Origin of the sequence: Salinimicrobium xinjiangense DSM 19287 (genome assembly GCF_000423585.1) — a bacterium.
Taxonomy (GTDB): domain Bacteria; phylum Bacteroidota; class Bacteroidia; order Flavobacteriales; family Flavobacteriaceae; genus Salinimicrobium; species Salinimicrobium xinjiangense.
This window is the reverse complement of record NZ_AUIG01000011.1, coordinates 96,477-116,447: the sequence shown is the minus strand read 5'-3', so window position 1 is coordinate 116,447 and position 19,971 is coordinate 96,477. Positions and strand designations below refer to the sequence as shown.

Below are 19,971 nucleotides of genomic sequence, written 5' to 3'. Positions count from 1 at the left end.
AAAATTCACCTTACATGAAAAAAATATTTCCCTTGTTCCTGCTACTTTTTGTAGGTACGCTTGTCTCTGCTCAAAAATCTCCGCTGGAGCTCACAGATTTCTTTGATCTGGAATTTGTTTCAGACCCCCAGATCTCTCCCGATGGAAAGAAGATCATTTACGTGAGGAATTTTAAAGATATTATGACAGATCGCAGTCATTCCAATCTCTGGATCGTAAATGCCGATGGTAGTCAGAACCGGCCGCTTACTTCCGGAAATCAAAATGATGTTTCCCCGCGCTGGTCACCTGATGGGAGCAAGATCGTCTTCCTTTCAAATCAGCAGGATGAGAAAATGAAACTTTTTCTCATGTGGATGGATACCCGGGAAACTTTTCCGCTTACCAATACCTCAAAAACCCCCGGCAATGTGAGCTGGTCCAATAAAGGTGATCAACTGGCTTTTACCATGTTCGTTCCGCAGCAGCAGGAGTCCATTGTTAAACTTCCGCAGAAGCCCGAAGGTGCGAAATGGAATGATGCCCCTGTTTATATTGATCAGCTTAAGTACCGGGGGGACGGGCAGGGATACCTAAAATCCGGAAACAACCAGATCTTTATCGTTTCGACTGACGGTGGAACTCCCAGACAGCTAACTTCTGAAAATGAAAACCTCGGTGCGCCGGAATGGTCAGCAGATGACAGCAAGTTATATTTCTCGGCCAATCTGCATGAGGACTCGGACCTGGAGCCGAATAACTCTGAAATTTATGAGCTGCAAGTAGCTTCCGGAGAAATAAAACCGCTTACTGAAAGACTAGGACCCGACAGCAGTCCGGAAGTTTCTCCCAAAGGGGATCTCATCGCCTTCACCGGCTATGACGATGAATACCTGGGTTACCAGATGAGCGAACTTTACGTTATGAATCCTGATGGGTCAAACATACGGCATCTGTCGGCTGATTTTGACAGGGATATAGAGAATATTCAGTGGGATGGAAAGGGCAGAGGCCTTTATTTCCACTACAACGACCGCGGAAAAACGAAAATTGGACACATCGACCTGAAAGGAAAAACCGAAACAGTTGCCGAAGATCTTGGCGGACTTTCCCTCGGGAGACCCTATAATGCGGCTGCTTTTTCAGTTTCTAATAACGGAAAGCTGGCTTACACACTCGGTACTCCGGCACATCCCGCCGATCTTGCCGTGAAGGACGGAAGAAATGTAATACGAATTACGAACCTAAATGAAGATCTTTTCTCCTACCGCGAACTGGGAAATGTGCAAGAGATGACCTGGAAATCTTCTTTTGATCAAAGGGAAATTCAGGGCTGGCTGGTGACTCCGCCAGACTTTGATCCGAACAAGAAATACCCTTTTATCCTTGAGATCCACGGTGGCCCTTTCGCGAGCTACGGATCTGTTTTTTCAGCAGAGATACAGGCTTTTGCCGCGGCAGGTTATGTGGTGCTTTACGCCAATCCGCGGGGGAGCAGTGGTTATGGTGCAGAATTCGGAAACCTGATCCATCACAACTATCCAAATCAGGATTATGACGATCTCATGAGTGGGGTAGATGCTGTAATTCAAAAAGGCTTTATTGAGGAAAAGAACCTGTTCGTAACCGGAGGCAGCGGCGGCGGAGTACTAACGGCATGGATCATTGGAAAGAACAATCGGTTTAGTGCAGCCGTTGTGGCAAAGCCGGTGATCAACTGGTACAGCTTTGTGCTTTATGCAGATAATCCGGGTTTCTTTTATAAATACTGGTTCCCTTCCAAGCCTTGGGAAGATCCTGAACATTATATGAAGCGATCCCCCATCTCTCTTGTGGAGAATGTGACCACACCTACGATGCTTTTAACGGGAGAGGAAGATTACCGCACACCAATAGCAGAATCTGAACAATATTATACAGCGCTTAAACTGGAGGGTGTTGATGCAGCCATGGTTCGCATCCCCGGTGCCTCACACGGAATTGCCAACAGGCCCAGTAATCTTGTTGCTAAAGTAGCGGCTATTTTGGCGTGGTTTGAGAAATACAGGGAGTAAACCGGTTCCCTGTTGCCGGTTGCCGGTTCCCAGTTGCGGGGTGTGAAAAAGAATCAAGAGCCATGATTTAGGTTTTTGACTGAGTACGCTATTCTGGTTGGAATTTGGCCCTCCTTCGCCTACTATGGCTCCGGCGGGTAAATGCTTGGAATTTCTGTTTCCTGTTACCTGTTGCCGGTTGCCGGTTGCGGGTTGTGAAAAAGAATCAAGGACCAAGAACCAGGAGTTAAGACTTGTTTGAGTAAGCTAATCTATTTGGAATTTGGAATTTGGTGCTTGAGATTTAATCTTATGATAAAGATATAAAAGCCAAAATTTAATTAATGATCTAAAACGATGTAAATTAGAAAGGTAATTACTGCCTTTGCGGGACAATCGAAAGGTTAATTCAATTAACTATGAAAACACCACAAGAAACCACAGATCAACGCACCGGAGGCGATTTTTTGATTTATCGGGCGAAAGTGAATCCTTCTTATAACGAAGGTCTTTCCGAAGAAGAGCAGATGATCCTTGGCAGCGTAAAGGAATTCGTTCAACGTGACGTGCAACCCCTGGCAGAGGAGATAGAACATCAAAAGGAGCACAGCCGCTCGGTGGCCCTGCTGGAAAAAGCGGGGGGTCTGGGGCTGCTGGGGCTTGGTATTTCTGAGGAATACGGAGGCATGCCGGTTTCGTTTACCACCAGCCTCAGAGTGGTGGAGGAGGTGGGCCGGGTGTCTGGATTCTCCCCCACCTTTGGGGTGCAGACCAGCATTGGCATTTCACCCATCCTCTTCTACGGTTCTCCCGCCCAGAAGCAGCGATACCTGCCAAAACTGGTGAGCGGAGAGTGGAAAAGCTGCTATTGCCTTACCGAACCTGACTCAGGCTCTGATGCCAACTCCGGAAAGACCAGAGCCACACCTGTGGAAGACGGCGCCGCTTACCTGCTCACCGGACAAAAAATGTGGATCACCAATTCCGGATTTGCCAATATCTTCCTCGTGTTCGCCAAAGTGGAGGATGACAAAAACCTGTCTGCCTTTATTGTGGAAAAGGATTTTGGAGGCATCAGCCTGGGTGAGGAAGAGCGCAAGATGGGAATTAAAGGTTCCTCTACGCGGCAGGTGTTCTTTAATGAGGTGCGGGTTCCAGCGGAAAATATGCTGGGAAAAAGGGAGGAAGGTTTTAAGATCGCCCTCAGCGTGCTGAATTCGGGTCGCATCAAACTGGGTGCAGCGGCCATAGGTACCTCAAAAAGGGCCTTTGACCTGGCCGTGGAATACGCTAACAACCGAAAGCAGTTCGGGAGCCCCATTGCTCACTTCGGGGCTATTCAGCATAAGCTGGCACAAATGGCGGTAAGGATCTTTGCCCTGGAGGCCGCAACCTACCATACGGGATACCTTATCGATGAGAAAATGGGCTTTTTAAAAGCTGAAGGTCTTTCCGAAGAAAAGGCAGAGAACGCCGCGGTATTGGCTTACGGGATCGAATGTGCCATCGTGAAGGTTTTCGGTTCTGAATGCCTGGGCCTGGTGGTCGATGAGGGGGTGCAGATTTTTGGGGGAATGGGATTTTCTGAAGACGCGCCCATGGCAAGGCTGTACCGTAATGCCCGCATCACCCGTATATACGAGGGCACTAATGAGATCAACCGGATGCTGATTGTGGATATGCTGCTGAAGAAAGCCATGAATGGTGAGCTGGAGCTGCTACAGGCGGCCGAAAATGTCCGGCAGGAAGTCAGCTCCCTTCCGAAGGAAAACGAGAAGGTAGAAGATGCACCGGAAACAGCCTTCGAGGTTCTCGAAAATCTCAAAAAAGTTAGTCTTCTCATTGCTGGTGCCGCTGCAAAGCGGCTTGGAAAGAAGCTAAAGGAAGAACAGGAGGTGCTGATGCATATTTCAGATATGATCATTCAGGCATACGTACTGGAAAGCGTACTAACAAAAACCGGAAATCATGGACCTGGTGCGGGAGAGATAGATACTGTAACTTTTCATGACATCAGCCGCGTCTTTGTGTATGAATCGGTCGAAAATTTAAGGCAGGCAGGACAGGAGGCCATCCTGGGCTTTGCCGAAGGGGAGGAGCGTAGCTTGTTATTAATGGGATTAAAGCATTTCACCAAACCCGTCAGGTTTAACCTGAAGGAGGCAAGGAGAAGGATCGCCCAAAGCATGATAGCTGAAGGGAGGTATGTGTAGGTTCAAGGATTAATGTTTAAGGTTCAAGGAGAGAGCCAAGAACCAAGAGCCAAGACTTTTTTTGAGTAAGTTATTCATTTTGGAATGTGGAATTTGGTGCCTGGGATTTCTGTTCCCTGCTTCCTGTTGCCGGTTCCGGGTTACGGGTTACGTATGTGGCCTTACCCCATTGCGCAGAAACCTTTTAGCGACTGGAGCAATCATAATCCCGCGAATTCAGAGTCTAATTTTAAATGACCTTGTACTTAGCTCAACCTGGTTATGAAAAGCTACAGTGACTAATTCAAATAAATATCCCCAGTTACGGTACTTAAGCTAAGTTGGTTTTCAGAATCCTGAAGGTCTTTAGTAACTTCCTGTCCTACAAGACCTTTTTTCCTTGCGGCAGCCGGATCATAACCGTGAATATTGCCCATAACTGTTTTGGCTTTATACGAGCTGTCTTTGACAGGAAGATCGATCTTTCCGGTGACTGATTTCAACTCGAGATTTCCTTTGAATTTTTCAATATTCACATCCCCCACAACAAGGTCGATCCGGATATTTCCCTGCAGAAATTCTGAAGTCAGGCTGCCGGTAATGCTCGATAATTCCATTTCCACTCCTTCGGGTACAAACAGGGTGTAATTGATCTCCTGTTTAAGATCATTTCTTTTGCCAAATTCGTCGTGGTAAGCCTCAATAAGTTCTACAGAATTAGAACAGATCTCAATGTTTGAATCGCTGCTGTTCAGTTTCAGCTCATACAATTCCTTATACTTTTCATCTTCCATCTTTACGGAAGCCACGATCTTAATAGCCGACTTTTTCCATGTTTTTAGTTCGATGTCACTTGCGAAATCTAAATCTGCAATAACCTGCTGCCCCTTGTAAGCAACTTCTTTTTCCAGCTTTTTCTCAGGCTGTACATTTACGATGAGCAATACGAATAGTAATAAACTTAAAGTTTTCATTGTTCGGTTTTTTGATTGATTGATGTTTACTCTTTCTATAAAGACGAGCAGAAATCTCCCGTGTTGCAAAAATTCTGTTCCCGGTTGCCGGTTGCGGGTCGAAAAAAAGAATTAAGAGCCAAAAAATAAGAACCAAGAGCCTAGAGCCTGGAGCCAAGACTTTGTCTGAGTAAGCTATCAGTTTTGGAATTTGTGATTTGGTGCCTGGTATTTAGAATTTACTTTCTTCATCCTCAAATTTTCAAATCATCACATTTTTTCAAATCTGATTTTGGGATTTGGTGCTTGAAATTTAAAAAGATTGCAGCTCTGGTGTCAGGCTGAGCTATTTTCACGACCGACAGGGAGTGGAAAAATGGTCGAAGCCGTGAGTGGAATCACTAAGTTAAAATGTTTTTTTATCGGTGCTTAGATTTTATCCTGTTCCTTGTTTATTGATCATTGTTCATTGAGAAAAAGCCACGGATTCACAGATATGTTTTATTCACTCATGCTCTAAATCTCTTGAAAATTTTTCCGGCTCCCTTTAGAGGGAGGGGTAAAACGGAAAAATTTCTGTCCTTCAAAAATTTCTCGCAGAGATCGCAGAGATAATCGCTAAGGTCGCAAAGAATTTTGTCTCCAATTTGAATTTGGCCCTCCTTCGCACAAGCTTCGGCGGGTAAATGCCTGGTATTCGGAATTTACTTTCTTGATCTTCAAATTTTCAAATCATCACATCTTCAAATCTGTTTCTGGGATATAGCTCCGCACTACAAACTTCTGATCACTGACCACCAATCACTGATCACTAAATTGTATTTTTGCATTGCTATGAAAAAATCTTTGAGTTACCTGTGGCCACTTACCAAAAAGTTTGAATCTCACTACAGCGGAAAGCTGGAAGTTACCTGGATCAATGGACGGAAAGTACTTGACAGCGCAAATGCGAATTACTCTTATGGAGCATTGCAGGAGGTGCTGGACCGCGGCCTCGCAGAAATCCGTGCAGATCGTGAAGCCCCGGTGCTGCTTTTAGGACTGGGTGGCGGAAGTGCAGTTCCCCTGCTGCGGAACAAATACGGATACTATGGAAAGGTCACTGCCGTGGAACTGGATAAAGCAATCATTGAGATCGCTATCAACGAATTCGGAATAGAAGCACATCAACCTCTTGCACTTATCTGTGAAGATGCTGAACTATATGTGAAATCAACAACAGAAGAATTCGGACTTATTATTATCGATCTGTTTATTGATCTGCAGGTGCCGGAGCAATTCTTTTCAATTGAATTCTGGAAGAATATTGCCGGATTACTAAAACCCGGTGGCAAAGTACTTTTCAACGCCGGAGTAAATTCCGCTCATGACGAGCAGATAAACTACCTGCTCAAAAGTGACATTTTAGGAATACATTTCCGGAAAAAAGAGGATGTTTATAGGAGTAATACCCTGTTGATAGGGGAGAGGAGTTAGAATATCGGTTCGATCCCTGTGAGATTTTATTGCACCGGAGTTACTACAGGTTCTTTACGGCTCTTATCTTTCTTATTTCCCATGTATACCAGCAGCATCGCACCGGGAAACATAATGATGCTATAGATGGCTGCCGGAATGGTCATTACCGAATTTTCCAGGATTCCCGCTGCTATGGCAATGCCCAGGGTGCCGTTCACAATTCCCACTTCAATGCCTACGGCAAGGGAGCGGGCTTTATTTTTCGTGATGGCTTTAGTGATATAATAGCCTGACAGCATCCCCAGCAGGTTCAGCAATAAAGACAGCGGACCCGCTTTGATAAAGAATTCCACCAGATTTGCACGTTCTTTAATAAGTACGGCAGCTATAATTAAAACCAGAAATACAGCCGACAAAATTTTCACCGGTTTCTCTGCCTTATGGGCCAGACGGGGCCACTTTTTAAAAAGTAACATGCCTATAGAAACCGGAAGGATGGTAATAAGCAGGATCTGAATAATCGTTTTGAAGAAGGGAAGTTCGATCATCTGTCCTTCTCCCATAAATTGTATCATCCCCAGGTCCACCAAAATGGGAATTGTAAAAACCGTGATCACACTTGCGATAGCTGTTAAAGTAATAGACAGTGCCACATCCCCTTTTGCAAGATGGGTAATAAGATTGGTTGTTGCACCTCCGGGACAGGCTGCGAGCAAGACGAACCCGACAGCCAGCTCCGGCTGTAAGGGGATGAGGTATAGGAGTCCGAAAGTAAGTGCAGGTATGAAAAGAAGCTTTAAGATCAGTCCGATGCCCACTGCCCTTGGAAAGAGGATCACATTTTTAAAGTCGGCAGGTTTCAGGGTAAGGCCCATGCCCAGCATGATGATAAAAAGAGCAAGAGGTAAAAAGACCTGGGTGAGGAGGTTGGCTTCCATAACCTTAAATTAAATGAAGTATTTCCAAAGATGTTTCAACAGATTCTATGATGTTATTAAAAGCTCAGAATATTTGACCATTTCAGGAGAAACAAAACGAATAATGTACCTCCCGTACCAACAAATACTACTCCTTGCCAATAGAAAAATCTGGTTGCCCATTGCTTCCACACCTTTTGACCATATTCTTTCTGAAAATGGCCACGGGTGATCCTCCAAAAAAGAAAGCTGATTATTATAAATACCAATACCGCTATAATCCAGATTTTTTCCATTTATTGAATTATTTTTCTACCATATTTTATGGGCTCAACTTCAGAGAAATGCAGATTTAAAATATGCAGGCTTTCTGTAAATCTATTAATTTTCTGCAAAGCCTTCTGCGGAAAACCGTAATGCTTCCGTAGATAAGGCTTCAAAAGTGAAATTTTTCTATTAATTTTCTGAAAAGAAGGCAGAAAGCTACGGGAGGAAATTAAAATTTATAATTAAAGTTCAGCAGGATCAGGTACTCTTTTGCTCCGCAATAAACCTATCATGTGTCCCACACCAATTCCCACATAAGTTCTGTCCTTGTTAAGCTGAACCATTGGCGAAAGGGTTAATCCATAAAACCTGCTTAGCGGAAATTCTATCTTGGGATTGATGATAAGGCTTAGGGTACGATATTTATCATACTCCCAGGTATAATTTTCCTGCAAGAGGTGACTTCCGGTGCTTTGCCAGTTTCCAGGTTCCTTGATTGTCGAATAGCCCAGGCCTACAGATAAATTCACGCGAATAGTGGCCTTTTTATTCAGATTGTAAATTCTTCCTGCTCCCAGCTGAAAATGTTTCAGCTGGTCCACGGGAGTTCCAAATCCCAGTAACAGGGCGTTAAAAAGTCCGGAAGTATAATCGTGGGGAAGGGTTTCCGCCTTTCGGATGTTACCGATATAACCCAGCTTGAAAGAATATTTTTCCTTGTATAAATAATTATAGCTGAAATCTAATCCATAGTAATTTCCAAAGCCCAACTCTCCCGATACGTAAAAAGAATGTTTCTGTTCCTCCTGAGCCTGAGCCAGATTGACGCCGGTGATCATTAGCAGAAATAATAGAAATGGTTTTAAAGTCATAATTATCTTTTACATCTGGTACACATCTGATTTCCGCGGGAAAAGATTCCGGATGATCATTGGTTTATATTATCTGGGTGAGATACACTATTGCGAAGATCCAGCCTAAATAGAGCACAGTGTACGACAGGGAATACGCTATAGACGAAAAAATATCTCCCACGGTTTTGTCTGACTTATTAAAGACCAGTTTTAAAGCTCTAAAAAAGATCCAGTACAGCATCATGATAATGATGAACAGCGAAAACCAGAAGATCGCTTCGAGCAGCACTATTGCTAAAATAATGGCAACGGTCATCACGATCCATAAAACTATTGACATGAGTATTCCCGCAATGCCTTCCCCCACATCTGTATCTGGAGTGCTAAATGTTCCGGGGGCGCTGTAGTTGAGAATATCACCGGTTTTATAGGATTGATATTTTGGAAAATCGTCTTCAAGACCAACTCCCTTAAACAGTCCGTAAGCCATAAAAGCAAAAAGTATGAAGCCTATGATAGAAAGGGATAAATACAAATTAGAGGTGACTTCCCTGTTGTAATTGATCCCGGTGAGCCAAACGGTAAGAAAGGTTACACCAATGACCAGAAGGGAAATTATAAAGAGGGTTTTTCCTTTGAAAAAAAGTTTCTTCTGCGAGAGATTCATCTGTAGTCTTGTGAGGATGTAAGGGTAAATCTATTAAAATTCTGTTAAAGCAGCATGTGGGAAACTGTAAGCTTCTGCAGAAAAGTTTATTGAAGCATTCCGGAAGCATAGAAAAGCTTCTTTAATCTCCGCTCAACAATAGAAGCTTGAAATTTTGTGGCTCCCTCACTTTCTATTACTGTCCGGGTTAAGGACAAGTAGAAGTGCATTGAGATTATCCAGGTTGAGAAATTTGTATTGATTCGGGTGGCAATGTTTTTTATCTTAAACCTCTCGCTTTTAATTCACGGGGTAAAATGCAGCTGTAAACGAATTTGTTGATGGGAGTCTCTATCCCATGCTTTTCTCCCATTTTCACGACGCTGCCATTTTGATATTCAATCTCCGATGGTTTTTGATCCCAGACATCTCTGGTTAGGGAGGAAGTAGAAGAGGGTGGGAAAGTGTCAATGAATGCAACTGCCTTCCCGACAAAGTCAGATTCTATTTTCACTCCGGCTTTTTTAGACAATAGAAATATTTCATTGAGGAGCCCGATCATGAGCTGCCGGGTTTCCTTTGTTTCTCTTAATTCCCCGTATGTGGTTTCTGAAACTGCCAATAAGCCACTCACACAAATTAAAATGAATTTTCTCCATACATCGGCTTCAATATCTTCAGATATGGTCGACTCAATTCCGGCGGACTTGAATATGCGGTCGATCCCGGAAATTCTTTCTGTTATTGATTTATCCAGCTCTCCAAAGACTATTGTAGGGGTAACTCCTATATGGTGAATCACTCCCGGGGATTCAATTTTACTAATGATGCGGCATAATCCGCCTAAAACATTTCTTTTATCAATCTTTTCTGACAATTCATCTGCTGCCAGCACACCATTTTGTAATGGAAGAATAACGGTGTCTTTGTGAAGGACTTTCCTGATATCCTCCCGAATCTCTTTTATTTGCCAGGCCTTTACACCCAGTATTATTAAGTCTGGTTGATCAATTTCTGTGATCTTTTCAGTTGCCCTGAGGTTAGCAACTCTAAAATCACCAAGAATGCTCTTCACAACAAGACCGTTGTTTTGTATGGCCTTTAAATGCTCTCCCCGGGCAATAAAATGCACATCATGTCCGGCTTTCACCAGTTTTGCTCCAAAGTATCCTCCAACCCCTCCTGCTCCTATAATTGCTATTTTCATGTAATAAATTATTTTTTAAGATCTGTTCCTCGTTCACAGTTGCTAAAAACCAGTGCAGCAGGAAAAGAAAAGAATGCGGATTCCGGCAAATTTATTGAAATAATGTTGAGGCATATTTGAAAACCGTAAAGCTTCTTCAGAAAGAGGTCCTGAAAATGTCATTTTTGGGAGGTCATGCTGAAGAACGTTTAGCCGAGAGAGAGAATTTGCAGATTTTTTTAGCTGAAGCGGCAGGCTCAAAAACGGAGGCATTCATTTATCGACGGCCTATGCGGGCGTGACCAAAATTAGGGCTGTAGATTTCATGTCTCAGTAAAAGATCGGAGGTGAGAAATCCTATGGCCTGTTGCGCCTTTTCTTCGGATGTCAGTCTCATTAGTAGGTCCCTTTTTATGTGGCGGTCATTCAAAACATATACTTCAAAGGAATTAAAGGAAGAAGCAAGATCGGGTTTAGCCGCCGAAAAAAAGGCGTACTTCCTGCTCCTTCGAAATTTCAGGATCGAGATCACAGGCCGGTCAAGAATATTAATGGAACTGGCAAAAAGCACTTTGCCCCTAAAGAATCTGGCCTTAAAGAGCTTTCCGTCGCTTTTCAGAAAACCTTTTTTTGAAAATGCAATGATTGCCACAATCAAAATGATAGCTGCAAAGAATAAAATGAAAAACGGACTGCTCCAGTGCAGCCCTAATCCCAGGAGATCAATAATGATCACCAGCACCGGACTCGAAAGCCCTAAAAGGTGAATTTTCTGATGTGTTGTGAAGCTGTCTTGCAGGATTAGTTTTTCTCTTTCCATGTATGTTTCCTTTAAATTAAGTCATAAGAACAGCTTCTCGTTATTAATATTGGAGTGGTTCGCTCTGGAGCTGGGAATCCCTGCAGCTGGATACTTTAAAGCCGTTATTCTTTTCCCTGGTTTTTGGAACCGAACTGAAGCATATGACCGCAGGATCGTTCCCTGAAAAAGTGATGTATTGCTTATATGTTCGTACACGATTGGAGCAGCCACAAAGCTGTTTTTGATTCACTTTTCTACAGGTAGGGAACGAGAAAAGAGGAAATTATAAGTAAATATAAATAAAATGATGAATCTGCTGCTGCTGAAGTTGAAATTCCGGTAAGAAATCAGTTAACAGGTAGAATTGTCCCAAAATAAGGTTCCAAAAATGGCATTTTTGAGAGGTGTTCTTTTGGCTTCACTTCTGCAGTATGAAGAGCAGATCGTCTATATTTGATCAAAATTTGATGCAGCTTAACTTTATTTGAGACCAATGATCCTGCTTAGTTTACTCGATACCGGCTTACCTATCACCAACCCGGTGCTCAAGTTTCTATTGATCCTGCTCATTATTTTGGTCGCTCCCCTGCTCCTTAACAGGATCAAAATTCCGCCGCTTCTCGGACTTATTATTGCCGGGGCTGTGGTTGGACCTAACGGATTCAACCTTATGGAAAGGGACAGCGGCATCATACTTTCGGGAACTGCCGGTTTGCTCTACATCATGTTTCTCGCCGGACTCGAAATTGATATGGGCGACTTTAAAAGGAACAGTAAGAAAAGTTTGGTCTTCGGGATGTACACCTTTCTCATCCCAATGGGACTGGGATTTTTAGCTGGATTCTACGTGCTTTCATTTTCTGTTCCTACCTCGATCCTGCTGGCCAGTATGTTTGCTTCCCATACGCTTATAGCCTATCCGCTCATTAGTAAAATGGGAGTGGCAAAGAACAGGGCGGTGAATATTGCCGTTGGCGGCACCATGATCACTGATACTCTGGCACTGCTGGTCCTGGCAGTAATTGTGGGAATGACCGCCGGAGAAGTAAATACTGCTTTCTGGGTGAGGCTTTCGGTTTCCATTTTCGCTTTTGGAATGATCGTGTGGTTCTTATTTCCTGTGATTGGAAGATGGTTTTTCAAGAACTTTCAGGACCATGTTTCCCAGTACATCTTCGTTCTGGTGATGGTATTTCTGGCGGCAGTGTTGGCCGAATTAGCCGGGATTGAAGCCATTATCGGAGCTTTCCTGGCGGGACTGGCCTTGAACAGGCTTATTCCGCAGACCTCGCCGCTTATGAACAGGATCGAATTTGTGGGGAACGCCATTTTCATCCCTTTCTTCCTCATTGGCGTAGGAATGTTAATCGATTACCGGGTGTTCTTTCAGGATCTGGAAACCATAAAGGTGGCAGCTGTAATGACAGTTGTGGCCACCTCGGCAAAATTCACTGCGGCCTGGCTTACTCAAAAAACCTATAAATTTACTGCAGATGAGCGCAGTTTGATCTTCGGACTCAGCAATGCGCAGGCAGCGGCCACCCTGGCTGCGGTTCTTATTGGTTACAATATCATCACCGGGGAAACTGCATCAGGCGAGCCTATAAGGCTGCTGAATGAAAGTGTACTTAACGGAACTATTCTTATGATTCTGGTGACCTGTACCATTGCCTCCTTTGTCGCTCAAAAAGGAGCCAGGAACCTTTCAATGGCCGAGGCTTCAGGAATTGCTTCCGAAGAAGAAGAGGTAAGTGAGAGAATTTTGATCCCGGTGAGTAATTCAGAAACAGTTGAAGAACTGCTCAACATGGGCCTAACTGTGAAATCGAAGAAAAATATTTCGGGGCTGTATGCGCTGTCCATCATCAAGAATGATACAAAGGATGAAGCTGCGGTGAAGAATTCGGCTAAATTGCTCAGTAAAGCTTCTCATATTGCTGCGGCGACCGATAATTTTCTGAATGAACTGGTGCGCTATGACATCAATATCGTCAACGGGATCAACAGCGTGGTTAGGGAGCAGAAGATCACAGACCTTATTCTTGGTCTACATCAAAGGACCGGGATCTCCGATTCTTTCCTGGGGGAGCTTACGGAAGGGATCATCACAAAATGTAACACCACCACCTTTATTTATAAGCCGGTGCAGCCACTAAATACCGTCAAAAGACATGTGATCATTGTGCCCGAAAATGCCGAAAAAGAACATGGTTTCCCATTCTGGCTGATCAAGATCTGGAACATAGGCAGAAGTACCGGCGCGAAACTCGTTTTTTATTCGGCTGCAGAAACCGGAAAATATCTGAAAGAAGTATTCGCCAAACATCCTGTGGAATGTGATTTTAGAGAGTTTAGCGAATGGGAGGATTTTCTCATTCTTTCGCGGGAAGTGCAGAATAATGACAATCTCTTTATTGTCATGAGCCGAAAGGGAAAACTCTCCTATAACAGCAACATGGAAAGAATTCCAAATTATCTAAACTCGTATTTCGACAAGAACAGTTTTATCCTTGTGTATCCGGTGCAGGCAGGAATGTCCGACACAGGAGGTATAGATCTTACGAATCCCTCAATTCTTCAACCGGTGGAGAAACTGGATGAAATAGGAAAAACTATTTCGAGGCTGTTTAGGCGCAAATAAGACAGAGGCAGAAAAGGGCTCCAAAAATGTCATTTTTGGGAGGTAAGGAGGGTGGTTATTCAGAGGCCTCGAATGGTGGAGGGGGAGGAGGTATTGGGGAATATTCGGTAATGAGAATATCGTATTCAAAGAAGTCAGTTTTTTCTCCGGAATTCATTTTTCCGAATACTTCTGCTATTTCGGCCAGCACCTTTTTTGCAGTTGAAATATCTTCGTTTTCTTCAAAATACAAATGAATCAGGCCGCGTTTCATTATATCTTTTTTTATGCGGAAGAAGTATGGTTTGTTGCTGATCTCAGTAACCAGATCCTCCAGGTTTTCTATGGGTTCTTTAATGATTCCGAAAGGGGACCTGACTATGCTGTCATTGATGATAGTGATCTGTATCTGTTGAAAGTGACAACTAGTTTCCCGCGGATTGGGGCAGCGGGCGTTGGCTGTTAAGTGAAATGCTTTCTCATCAAATGTAAATTTTAAACCTGCTGTTTTTCTCTCACAAGCCAGTGCTGCCATTTGTGAGGTTAACTCCGGAATATTATTGACGGAATCAATGTCGATGATGTTGAATTCCTCTTTTGTCAACAACTCTTTATAGTCCGCAGAATAGACCTCTTCCTGAAGGATATGTTCTTCAAGTGTGGAGCAACTATAAAGGCTTAAAAGCAGAATTAAAAAGGAAAATCCGGTTTTCATGTGCAAACGTTTTCAGGCTTCATCAGGAGAAAATTTTTCTTCAATAAATCTGCCACTACCATAAATCTATAGAAAAATGTGGGAAAATTCTTTTGCTGCCTTAAAGCCTTCCGTAGGAAAAGGGTTCAAAAATGGCATTTTAGAAAGGTATTTTTTTGAAGGGATTCTGACTAAATTTGCTACAGCAGATGTGGATCTTCGACGTTGTATATGATATCCACAATTTCCAGTTTCAGCCAGGTCCAGTCTTCATTTTTCAATTTCCAGGTGGCAGTCATTTTTGAAGGAACCCTTATGCCCTCAAATCTTTCATAATCCTCAACCTGCAGCACCCACTCGTGGCGTTTTGCATCAACTTCGTTGCCTTTGTAGCGCATTGCCGAAAATTTGATAAAGTCTCCATCGTCGTTGAAATAAAAGGTGCCGCTGCCCGTAGTTCCCATGTAATCCAGGGTGGCAATAGCAGTATTATCATTCACTTCTTTCCAACTAACGTAAGGGCTGAAGGCTAGAGTAGGGAGCCATACCATTTCTCCCAGGTATCGCTGCAGACTGCCCTCGTCGAGTTTCTCGCCTTTCCCATCCACAACGTTCACCAGTCCCTCTAATTTGATAAGCATTTCTCCTTTCCCGTCTTCGAATTTGTCTCTGCCTTTAAACCCGATGAAATCATTCATCCTGGCATCTACGCTCCAGATAAAAGCAGGGACGTCTACGGTAGAGTATTGAAGGGCCGTAGCCTTGAGCCATTTCTCCTGGCCCGGCTTCATTTTCATTTGCATTTTTTGAATTATCTTACCGTTATTTATAAACGGTTTCCCTACAATTCCGGAAGTTCTGAGCCATTTCTGAACGGGCTGGGGCAGGCCTGTGAGGTCTTTTTCTGAAACCATTTTCTCTTTAGGCACTGTACTCTGGCTTAAAAGTCTGCCGGTATCTGCCTCTACCAGTTTGCTAAAATTATAGGAGCCGAGGGAAATTATAGCCACAACCAGGATAATGAGGTTCGGCAGGGTAGCTGCCCTGGCGTCTTTCCAGTAGAGAATGACAAGTACCTGGGAAACTGCCACAGCGATGAGGGCCAGAAGCCAGCTGAATTTATAACCGGTCCACCAGGAAATCCCGTAAATGAGGATGAGAAGCCCGGTCACCAGCCATATCAGACCTAGGGCTCTGGAAATTGGAAGACTGAGCTCTTTAATTTCTGCGAGGCCGAAACCTTTTACGAATCCTAAAAAATGGAGGAGCCCGTGTAATATTATGAGTATCAGAAAAGCTGTTCTCATCTTAATTAATTTATTTGCCAGGCCGCAGAAAGTCTTGTTTACTATCTGCCGATCCTGATTGTTTTAGCGAGGGCATCAAATAATTCTGAACTGTCCTCCGTCACCTGCCCATCGGTAAAGTTGAGCTGAAAAAAGTAGCTGCCGTAAGGGATTGCATAGGTCCTGCTTCTCACTTTTATACTTTCTCCCGCAGGTGTTTGCATGGTAAATTTGCCAACAAAATAAACCGACTTTACTCCGCCAACTTCAACGACTTTGGGAGCGGTATCGAATGTAAAATCTGAAAAGTATTGTTTAAAGCTGTTCGCACTTTGAGTTATAAGGTTGGTGAATTCTGCAAAGTTTCGGGTAGCGTTTGCTCTTACGTTCAGCTGAATTGTGGGAATTAGACCGGCATGAGATTCTGGATTGTATTTATAAAAGGACGTAAGCAGCAGGGAACCGTTATGATCGCTAATTAGCTTCTGTAATTCCGCTTCTTTAAGATCAAATTTTCCCAAGTTCTGAAGCAGTTCCCGATTGTCTGTCTGCACCCAGTTTTCAGGTTGGGCCATCGCAAATCCATACTGTCTGCTTTCAAATGTTGCCTGCCCTATAGCTCCGGAGCTACAGAAAAGGAGAAATGTCAAAGAAAAAATGAGTTGTTTCATTGGAGCTTTGAGGAATAAATATAAATTTTGTTTCCAGCCCCGCTCTCTGCTTACAACCAGATCATCAGGACTAACATAAATTTATTAAATTTCTGTTAAGGAAACACAAACAGAAAGGATAAAATAAGTGGAGGAAGAGGTGTGAGAAAAGACATTTTAGAGGCAGTTTTTAGTCAAAGCTTCTCTTTTTCCAAAGGCGAAAAAGAGAATAATTTTTCCTGCAGCTCATCCAGGTCATTGAAATCAACTTCGATGACTTTGAAATTTCTGTCTACTACGATTTTCGTGGGGAAACTGGTGATCTTATATTCTCCCTGGATCTTTGAATCAGCACCTGCGTAAAGATTTACCCATTTAATTTCATCTTGTCGGGATGCTGACTCCCATTGCTTCCTGCCCATATCTACATTTATACCTATAACCTCAATTCCCTGTTGTTTTATTGCCTCATACTTTTCCTTATTCGCCTTATTAAATTTTCTGCAGGGAAGACAGCCTGCCCACCAGAAATCAAGAACCGTGTATTCATTCTTTTTGATGATTGCAGAAAGTTGTTGGTCCCTGCCAAGCATATCGGGCAAAGTGAAATCAATGAATTCTTTGTCTTTTCCAGTGTTATTGAGGTTTGCCATAGCAACAGAGACTACATTGTAATTTGGTGTTCCCTCCAGGGCTGTATCTATCTTTTCAAAGAAGGAGATCAATTGTGTTTTCTCTACTTCAGAAAGATCCCGAGGATCAAATAAAAATCGGTCTTCAGTAAGTTGGCGAAGGCGGCTCAGGTTGACTACCGAGTAATCAGGATTGGTATAATATTGCTCATAAACGGAAATAAGACGGGAGCGAATTGCCGGGTAAATGTGCCGTCTCATACTGTCATTTTTGATGCTGTCTCTAAAAACCATTGCTCCGTCGTAAGCTTTTCGGAAATTCTTATTAGTAGCATGATGATACTGATTGATCGCACTCTGAAGGATCGTATCATTTTCAAGAAAAAGGTTGTCGTGTTTTTCCGCCACCTCGGCCTTCAGTTTAATGGTGTCGCCGGTAAGAAATACTTCATAGATGCTCATGTAACCGTCCTGCTGTTCATGTTCCTTTTCGAAGGTGATAAAAGCATTTTCCGGTTTTTCAAGACTACCGCAGAATTCGAACCTGCCATCCACAATTGTGGTAATCTGCCTGTTGTCAAGATTCTGCCCGGGAATGTACAGGGCCAGTCTTTTTCCCTCACCACCGGCAATTTCTCCCTGAATTACATAGCTGCTTCCTTTCGGTTCCGGGGTAACCTCTTTTTCGTTATTGTTACAAGAGGCGGCCAGGTAGATCAGTGCAGTACCAAAGAATAAATTTTTCATGTGTCGGATTACCATAACAGCCGTTTACGATTTATTAAGACTAAAATTCCGTTTGTTTCTTCTTTTCCGTTTTAACTTTAACCTCCTCAATTGGCATAGTATACCTTACAATTGATAAATTATCTATGTCCGCAGGCTTTATTTCACCGGTAAGAGTTTTTAGCTGTAGCTGTTACACTAAAATAATTGATGAAATCTTCTCCGGGTTTCCAGATACTGTCACTCGCTGAAAAATCGATGTACTCAAGCTTAAGGGAGTTCAACACTTCTAGTGCTTTGGAATAAATAGCTTCCCTATTGAGATCTGGATCTGAATCTGTGTGATGTACAATAGGAAAAAGACTCACTGGCTCTTGCAGAACTTTCTGAAGGTGGAGAAAATCCGGAATCATGTGGTCGGGAAAACGAACGGAATCTTGTGCGGTGAGTCCGTTAGCACTGCAAAAAACTAGAATGAAAAGTAATTTTCTAAAATGTAGCATGTAGTTTTAAAGCCAGATATTTCGGAATAAGCCGGTGGATAATTTATAATGTAATCTTCCCTGTAAATCTATTGAAAAAGATTTAAGAAAGCTTCCCGAAACCGTAATTGAAATAATACCCTTCAGAAATGACATTTTTGGAGGGCATTTAAGTCATATCCAAATACATGAGCGCCTGTTCATAAACTCAATCTTCCATATCCCGTAAATCCAGTAGCCTTCAAAGGAAGATAGGTTAAGTGTTAAAAAATAAGTAATTATTCACACTCCAATAGGCGAGGGGGAGAGGGGGGTAGTGTCGTTTCCACCGGGCCCAGCCCCAGTTGTTTACTCCCATTGTTACCCCATACCCAAAGGGTTTTATCCTTTTTAAGAGCTAATGTGTGCAATTCTCCCGTATTAAGAACAAGCCAATCATTTTCAGTTCCAATTTGTATAACTGTCTTACTGTCATTTTGGGAGCCATTACCTAGTTGTCCTGAGTAATTCATTCCCCATGCCCAAAGGCTACCATCATCTTTGACAGCCAGCGAGTGGGCCAAACCTGCACTAATTTCTTTCCAGTTGTTATCTTTTCCTATTTGCATTGGAGCATTTTTTTCTATGGTACTGCCATCACCCAGAGTACTTTCATAGTTCATACCCCAGGTCCAAAGAGTGCCATCATATCTTAAAGCCAGCGAATGAAATTTTGCTACTCTAATTGATATCCAGTTATTATCAACTCCTATTTGAGTAGGACTGGTTCTGTTGTACATGGTTCCATCACCCAGGATACCATTATAGTTAGATCCCCATACCCATAGGCTGCCATCTTTCTTTATAGCAGCACTAGTCCAGTTGCCTGCACTAATGGCAGCCCAGTTATTGCTCACTCCTATCTGGATAGGCTCAAGTTGATCTGTGGTAGTTCCGTCACCTAATCTTCCATAGATGTTAGAACCCCAGGCCCAAAGGGTACCATCTTTTTTTATAGCCAGGGAATGATCTTCACCCGCATCGATCACAGCCCAATCATTGTCTGCTCCTATCCGGGAAGGTTTTAGCTTATTTGTAGTTGTTCCGTCTCCTAATTGACCGTAATAATTTCTGCCCCATGTCCAGAGACTGCCATCATTCTTTATTGCCAGGCTGTGATGATAACCAGCAGCTACAGAACTCCATTCATTACCTGTCTCTATTTGTACAGGTCTGTCTCTTTGAATTTCAGTTCCATCACCCAGTCTTCCATCAAAATTATTGCCCCATGCCCAAAGGCTGCCGTCACTTTGAATTCCTATGCTATGGTGAGCACCTGCACTTACACTTCTCCATGTACATGTTGCAACGGCAGGTTCTTCCTTTTCTCCGGTTTCTTTTTCCTCTTGAATTGTTTCGGTTGAGCAGCTAAAGATCAGAGCACCGAAGACTACAGCAATAAAATTCTTTATTTTCAATTTTTCAGTTTTAATTTAGGTTTGCCTCTTTTGTATAAAGGGTATTATACCTTCAGGGTAAATTTATTAATATTTTGTTAAAGCAGTATGAGGGAAACCGTAATCCATGAAAAAAGTCCCTTCAAAAATACCTTTTT

General features: G+C 43.0%; 17 protein-coding genes. 4 read left to right on the top strand and 13 right to left on the bottom strand.

What is annotated here, in order from left to right:
- Positions 1-14: 14 nt before the first annotated feature.
- Together G564_RS0105085 and G564_RS0105080 are read left to right on the top strand one after the other, a co-directional pair.
- The gene (locus G564_RS0105085) at positions 15-2,033 is read left to right on the top strand and encodes a S9 family peptidase (RefSeq protein ID WP_029036706.1); all 2,019 of its coding nucleotides are present in this window, start codon (positions 15-17) and stop codon (positions 2,031-2,033) included.
- Positions 2,034-2,431: 398 nt separating this feature from the next.
- Entirely contained in the window at positions 2,432-4,225 is a 1,794-nt protein-coding gene (locus G564_RS0105080; RefSeq protein WP_029036705.1) for an acyl-CoA dehydrogenase family protein, read from the top strand.
- A 278-nt stretch (positions 4,226-4,503) separates the two neighbouring features.
- On the opposite strand, the gene G564_RS0105075 is transcribed toward G564_RS0105080, so the two are convergent.
- Positions 4,504-5,178: a DUF4097 family beta strand repeat-containing protein gene (locus tag G564_RS0105075; protein WP_156879176.1), complete on the bottom strand. Its 675-nt coding sequence runs from the start codon at positions 5,176-5,178 to the stop codon at positions 4,504-4,506.
- Positions 5,179-5,991: 813 nt separating this feature from the next.
- On the opposite strand from G564_RS0105075, the gene G564_RS0105070 reads away from it, so the two are divergent.
- Positions 5,992-6,633: a spermidine synthase gene (locus G564_RS0105070; RefSeq protein WP_029036703.1), complete on the top strand. Its 642-nt coding sequence runs from the start codon at positions 5,992-5,994 to the stop codon at positions 6,631-6,633.
- A 26-nt stretch (positions 6,634-6,659) separates the two neighbouring features.
- Here the strand turns inward: G564_RS0105070 and G564_RS0105065 are convergent, their stop codons facing one another.
- The 6 genes from G564_RS0105065 to G564_RS0105030 all read right to left on the bottom strand — a co-directional run bounded on the left by G564_RS0105065 (position 6,660) and on the right by G564_RS0105030 (position 11,305).
- A complete protein-coding gene (locus G564_RS0105065) occupies positions 6,660-7,553 on the bottom strand; it encodes a bile acid:sodium symporter family protein (protein ID WP_029036702.1) in 894 nt (297 codons plus the stop codon).
- 56 nt (positions 7,554-7,609) lie between these two features.
- A complete protein-coding gene (locus G564_RS0105060; protein WP_051205317.1) occupies positions 7,610-7,828 on the bottom strand; it encodes a hypothetical protein in 219 nt (72 codons plus the stop codon).
- Between the two features lie 213 nt (positions 7,829-8,041).
- Positions 8,042-8,671, bottom strand: a complete 630-nt coding sequence (locus G564_RS0105050) for a hypothetical protein (RefSeq protein ID WP_051205316.1) — start codon at positions 8,669-8,671, stop codon at positions 8,042-8,044.
- A 64-nt stretch (positions 8,672-8,735) separates the two neighbouring features.
- Positions 8,736-9,320 (bottom strand): hypothetical protein, encoded by a 585-nt coding sequence (locus G564_RS0105045; protein WP_029036699.1) that lies wholly within the window; start codon positions 9,318-9,320, stop codon positions 8,736-8,738.
- A 259-nt stretch (positions 9,321-9,579) separates the two neighbouring features.
- On the bottom strand, positions 9,580-10,506 hold the full coding sequence (locus G564_RS0105040; protein WP_029036698.1) for a ketopantoate reductase family protein: 927 nt from the start codon (positions 10,504-10,506) through the stop codon (positions 9,580-9,582).
- Between the two features lie 256 nt (positions 10,507-10,762).
- A complete protein-coding gene (locus G564_RS0105030) occupies positions 10,763-11,305 on the bottom strand; it encodes a hypothetical protein (protein ID WP_029036696.1) in 543 nt (180 codons plus the stop codon).
- Positions 11,306-11,780: 475 nt separating this feature from the next.
- On the opposite strand from G564_RS0105030, the gene G564_RS0105020 reads away from it, so the two are divergent.
- Positions 11,781-13,928, top strand: coding sequence for a cation:proton antiporter (locus tag G564_RS0105020; RefSeq protein ID WP_029036695.1), 2,148 nt, complete (start codon positions 11,781-11,783; stop codon positions 13,926-13,928).
- 55 nt (positions 13,929-13,983) lie between these two features.
- Here G564_RS0105020 and G564_RS0105015 read toward each other — a convergent pair whose 3' ends face one another.
- The 6 genes from G564_RS0105015 to G564_RS18615 all read right to left on the bottom strand — a co-directional run bounded on the left by G564_RS0105015 (position 13,984) and on the right by G564_RS18615 (position 19,834).
- Positions 13,984-14,622 (bottom strand): hypothetical protein, encoded by a 639-nt coding sequence (locus G564_RS0105015; RefSeq protein ID WP_029036694.1) that lies wholly within the window; start codon positions 14,620-14,622, stop codon positions 13,984-13,986.
- 179 nt (positions 14,623-14,801) lie between these two features.
- Positions 14,802-15,908 carry a DUF6544 family protein gene (locus G564_RS0105010; protein WP_029036693.1) on the bottom strand — a complete coding sequence of 369 codons (1,107 nt, stop codon included), beginning with the start codon at positions 15,906-15,908 and terminating at the stop codon, positions 14,802-14,804.
- 41 nt (positions 15,909-15,949) lie between these two features.
- Positions 15,950-16,558 carry a hypothetical protein gene (locus G564_RS0105005; protein WP_029036692.1) on the bottom strand — a complete coding sequence of 203 codons (609 nt, stop codon included), beginning with the start codon at positions 16,556-16,558 and terminating at the stop codon, positions 15,950-15,952.
- A gap of 173 nt (positions 16,559-16,731) precedes the next feature.
- Positions 16,732-17,916, bottom strand: coding sequence for a TlpA disulfide reductase family protein (locus G564_RS0105000; RefSeq protein ID WP_169578110.1), 1,185 nt, complete (start codon positions 17,914-17,916; stop codon positions 16,732-16,734).
- Positions 17,917-18,059: 143 nt separating this feature from the next.
- Positions 18,060-18,398: a hypothetical protein gene (locus G564_RS0104995; protein ID WP_029036690.1), complete on the bottom strand. Its 339-nt coding sequence runs from the start codon at positions 18,396-18,398 to the stop codon at positions 18,060-18,062.
- 257 nt (positions 18,399-18,655) lie between these two features.
- Positions 18,656-19,834, bottom strand: a complete 1,179-nt coding sequence (locus G564_RS18615) for an RCC1 domain-containing protein (RefSeq protein ID WP_051205315.1) — start codon at positions 19,832-19,834, stop codon at positions 18,656-18,658.
- Between the last annotated feature and the right edge of the window lie 137 nt (positions 19,835-19,971).

Coding starts and splice junctions, on each gene's coding strand:
- G564_RS0105050 (WP_051205316.1), bottom strand. CDS start 8,671: ATGACTTTAAAACCATTTCTATTATTTCTGCTAATGATCACCGGCGTC.
- G564_RS0105065 (WP_029036702.1), bottom strand. CDS start 7,553: ATGGAAGCCAACCTCCTCACCCAGGTCTTTTTACCTCTTGCTCTTTTT.
- G564_RS0105020 (WP_029036695.1), top strand. CDS start 11,781: ATGATCCTGCTTAGTTTACTCGATACCGGCTTACCTATCACCAACCCG.
- G564_RS0105010 (WP_029036693.1), bottom strand. CDS start 15,908: ATGAGAACAGCTTTTCTGATACTCATAATATTACACGGGCTCCTCCAT.
- G564_RS0105005 (WP_029036692.1), bottom strand. CDS start 16,558: ATGAAACAACTCATTTTTTCTTTGACATTTCTCCTTTTCTGTAGCTCC.
- G564_RS0104995 (WP_029036690.1), bottom strand. CDS start 18,398: ATGCTACATTTTAGAAAATTACTTTTCATTCTAGTTTTTTGCAGTGCT.
- G564_RS0105040 (WP_029036698.1), bottom strand. CDS start 10,506: ATGAAAATAGCAATTATAGGAGCAGGAGGGGTTGGAGGATACTTTGGA.
- G564_RS0105015 (WP_029036694.1), bottom strand. CDS start 14,622: ATGAAAACCGGATTTTCCTTTTTAATTCTGCTTTTAAGCCTTTATAGT.
- G564_RS0105045 (WP_029036699.1), bottom strand. CDS start 9,320: ATGAATCTCTCGCAGAAGAAACTTTTTTTCAAAGGAAAAACCCTCTTT.
- G564_RS0105070 (WP_029036703.1), top strand. CDS start 5,992: ATGAAAAAATCTTTGAGTTACCTGTGGCCACTTACCAAAAAGTTTGAA.
- G564_RS0105085 (WP_029036706.1), top strand. CDS start 15: ATGAAAAAAATATTTCCCTTGTTCCTGCTACTTTTTGTAGGTACGCTT.
- G564_RS0105030 (WP_029036696.1), bottom strand. CDS start 11,305: ATGGAAAGAGAAAAACTAATCCTGCAAGACAGCTTCACAACACATCAG.
- G564_RS0105060 (WP_051205317.1), bottom strand. CDS start 7,828: ATGGAAAAAATCTGGATTATAGCGGTATTGGTATTTATAATAATCAGC.
- G564_RS0105080 (WP_029036705.1), top strand. CDS start 2,432: ATGAAAACACCACAAGAAACCACAGATCAACGCACCGGAGGCGATTTT.
- G564_RS0105000 (WP_169578110.1), bottom strand. CDS start 17,916: ATGAAAAATTTATTCTTTGGTACTGCACTGATCTACCTGGCCGCCTCT.
- G564_RS0105075 (WP_156879176.1), bottom strand. CDS start 5,178: ATGAAAACTTTAAGTTTATTACTATTCGTATTGCTCATCGTAAATGTA.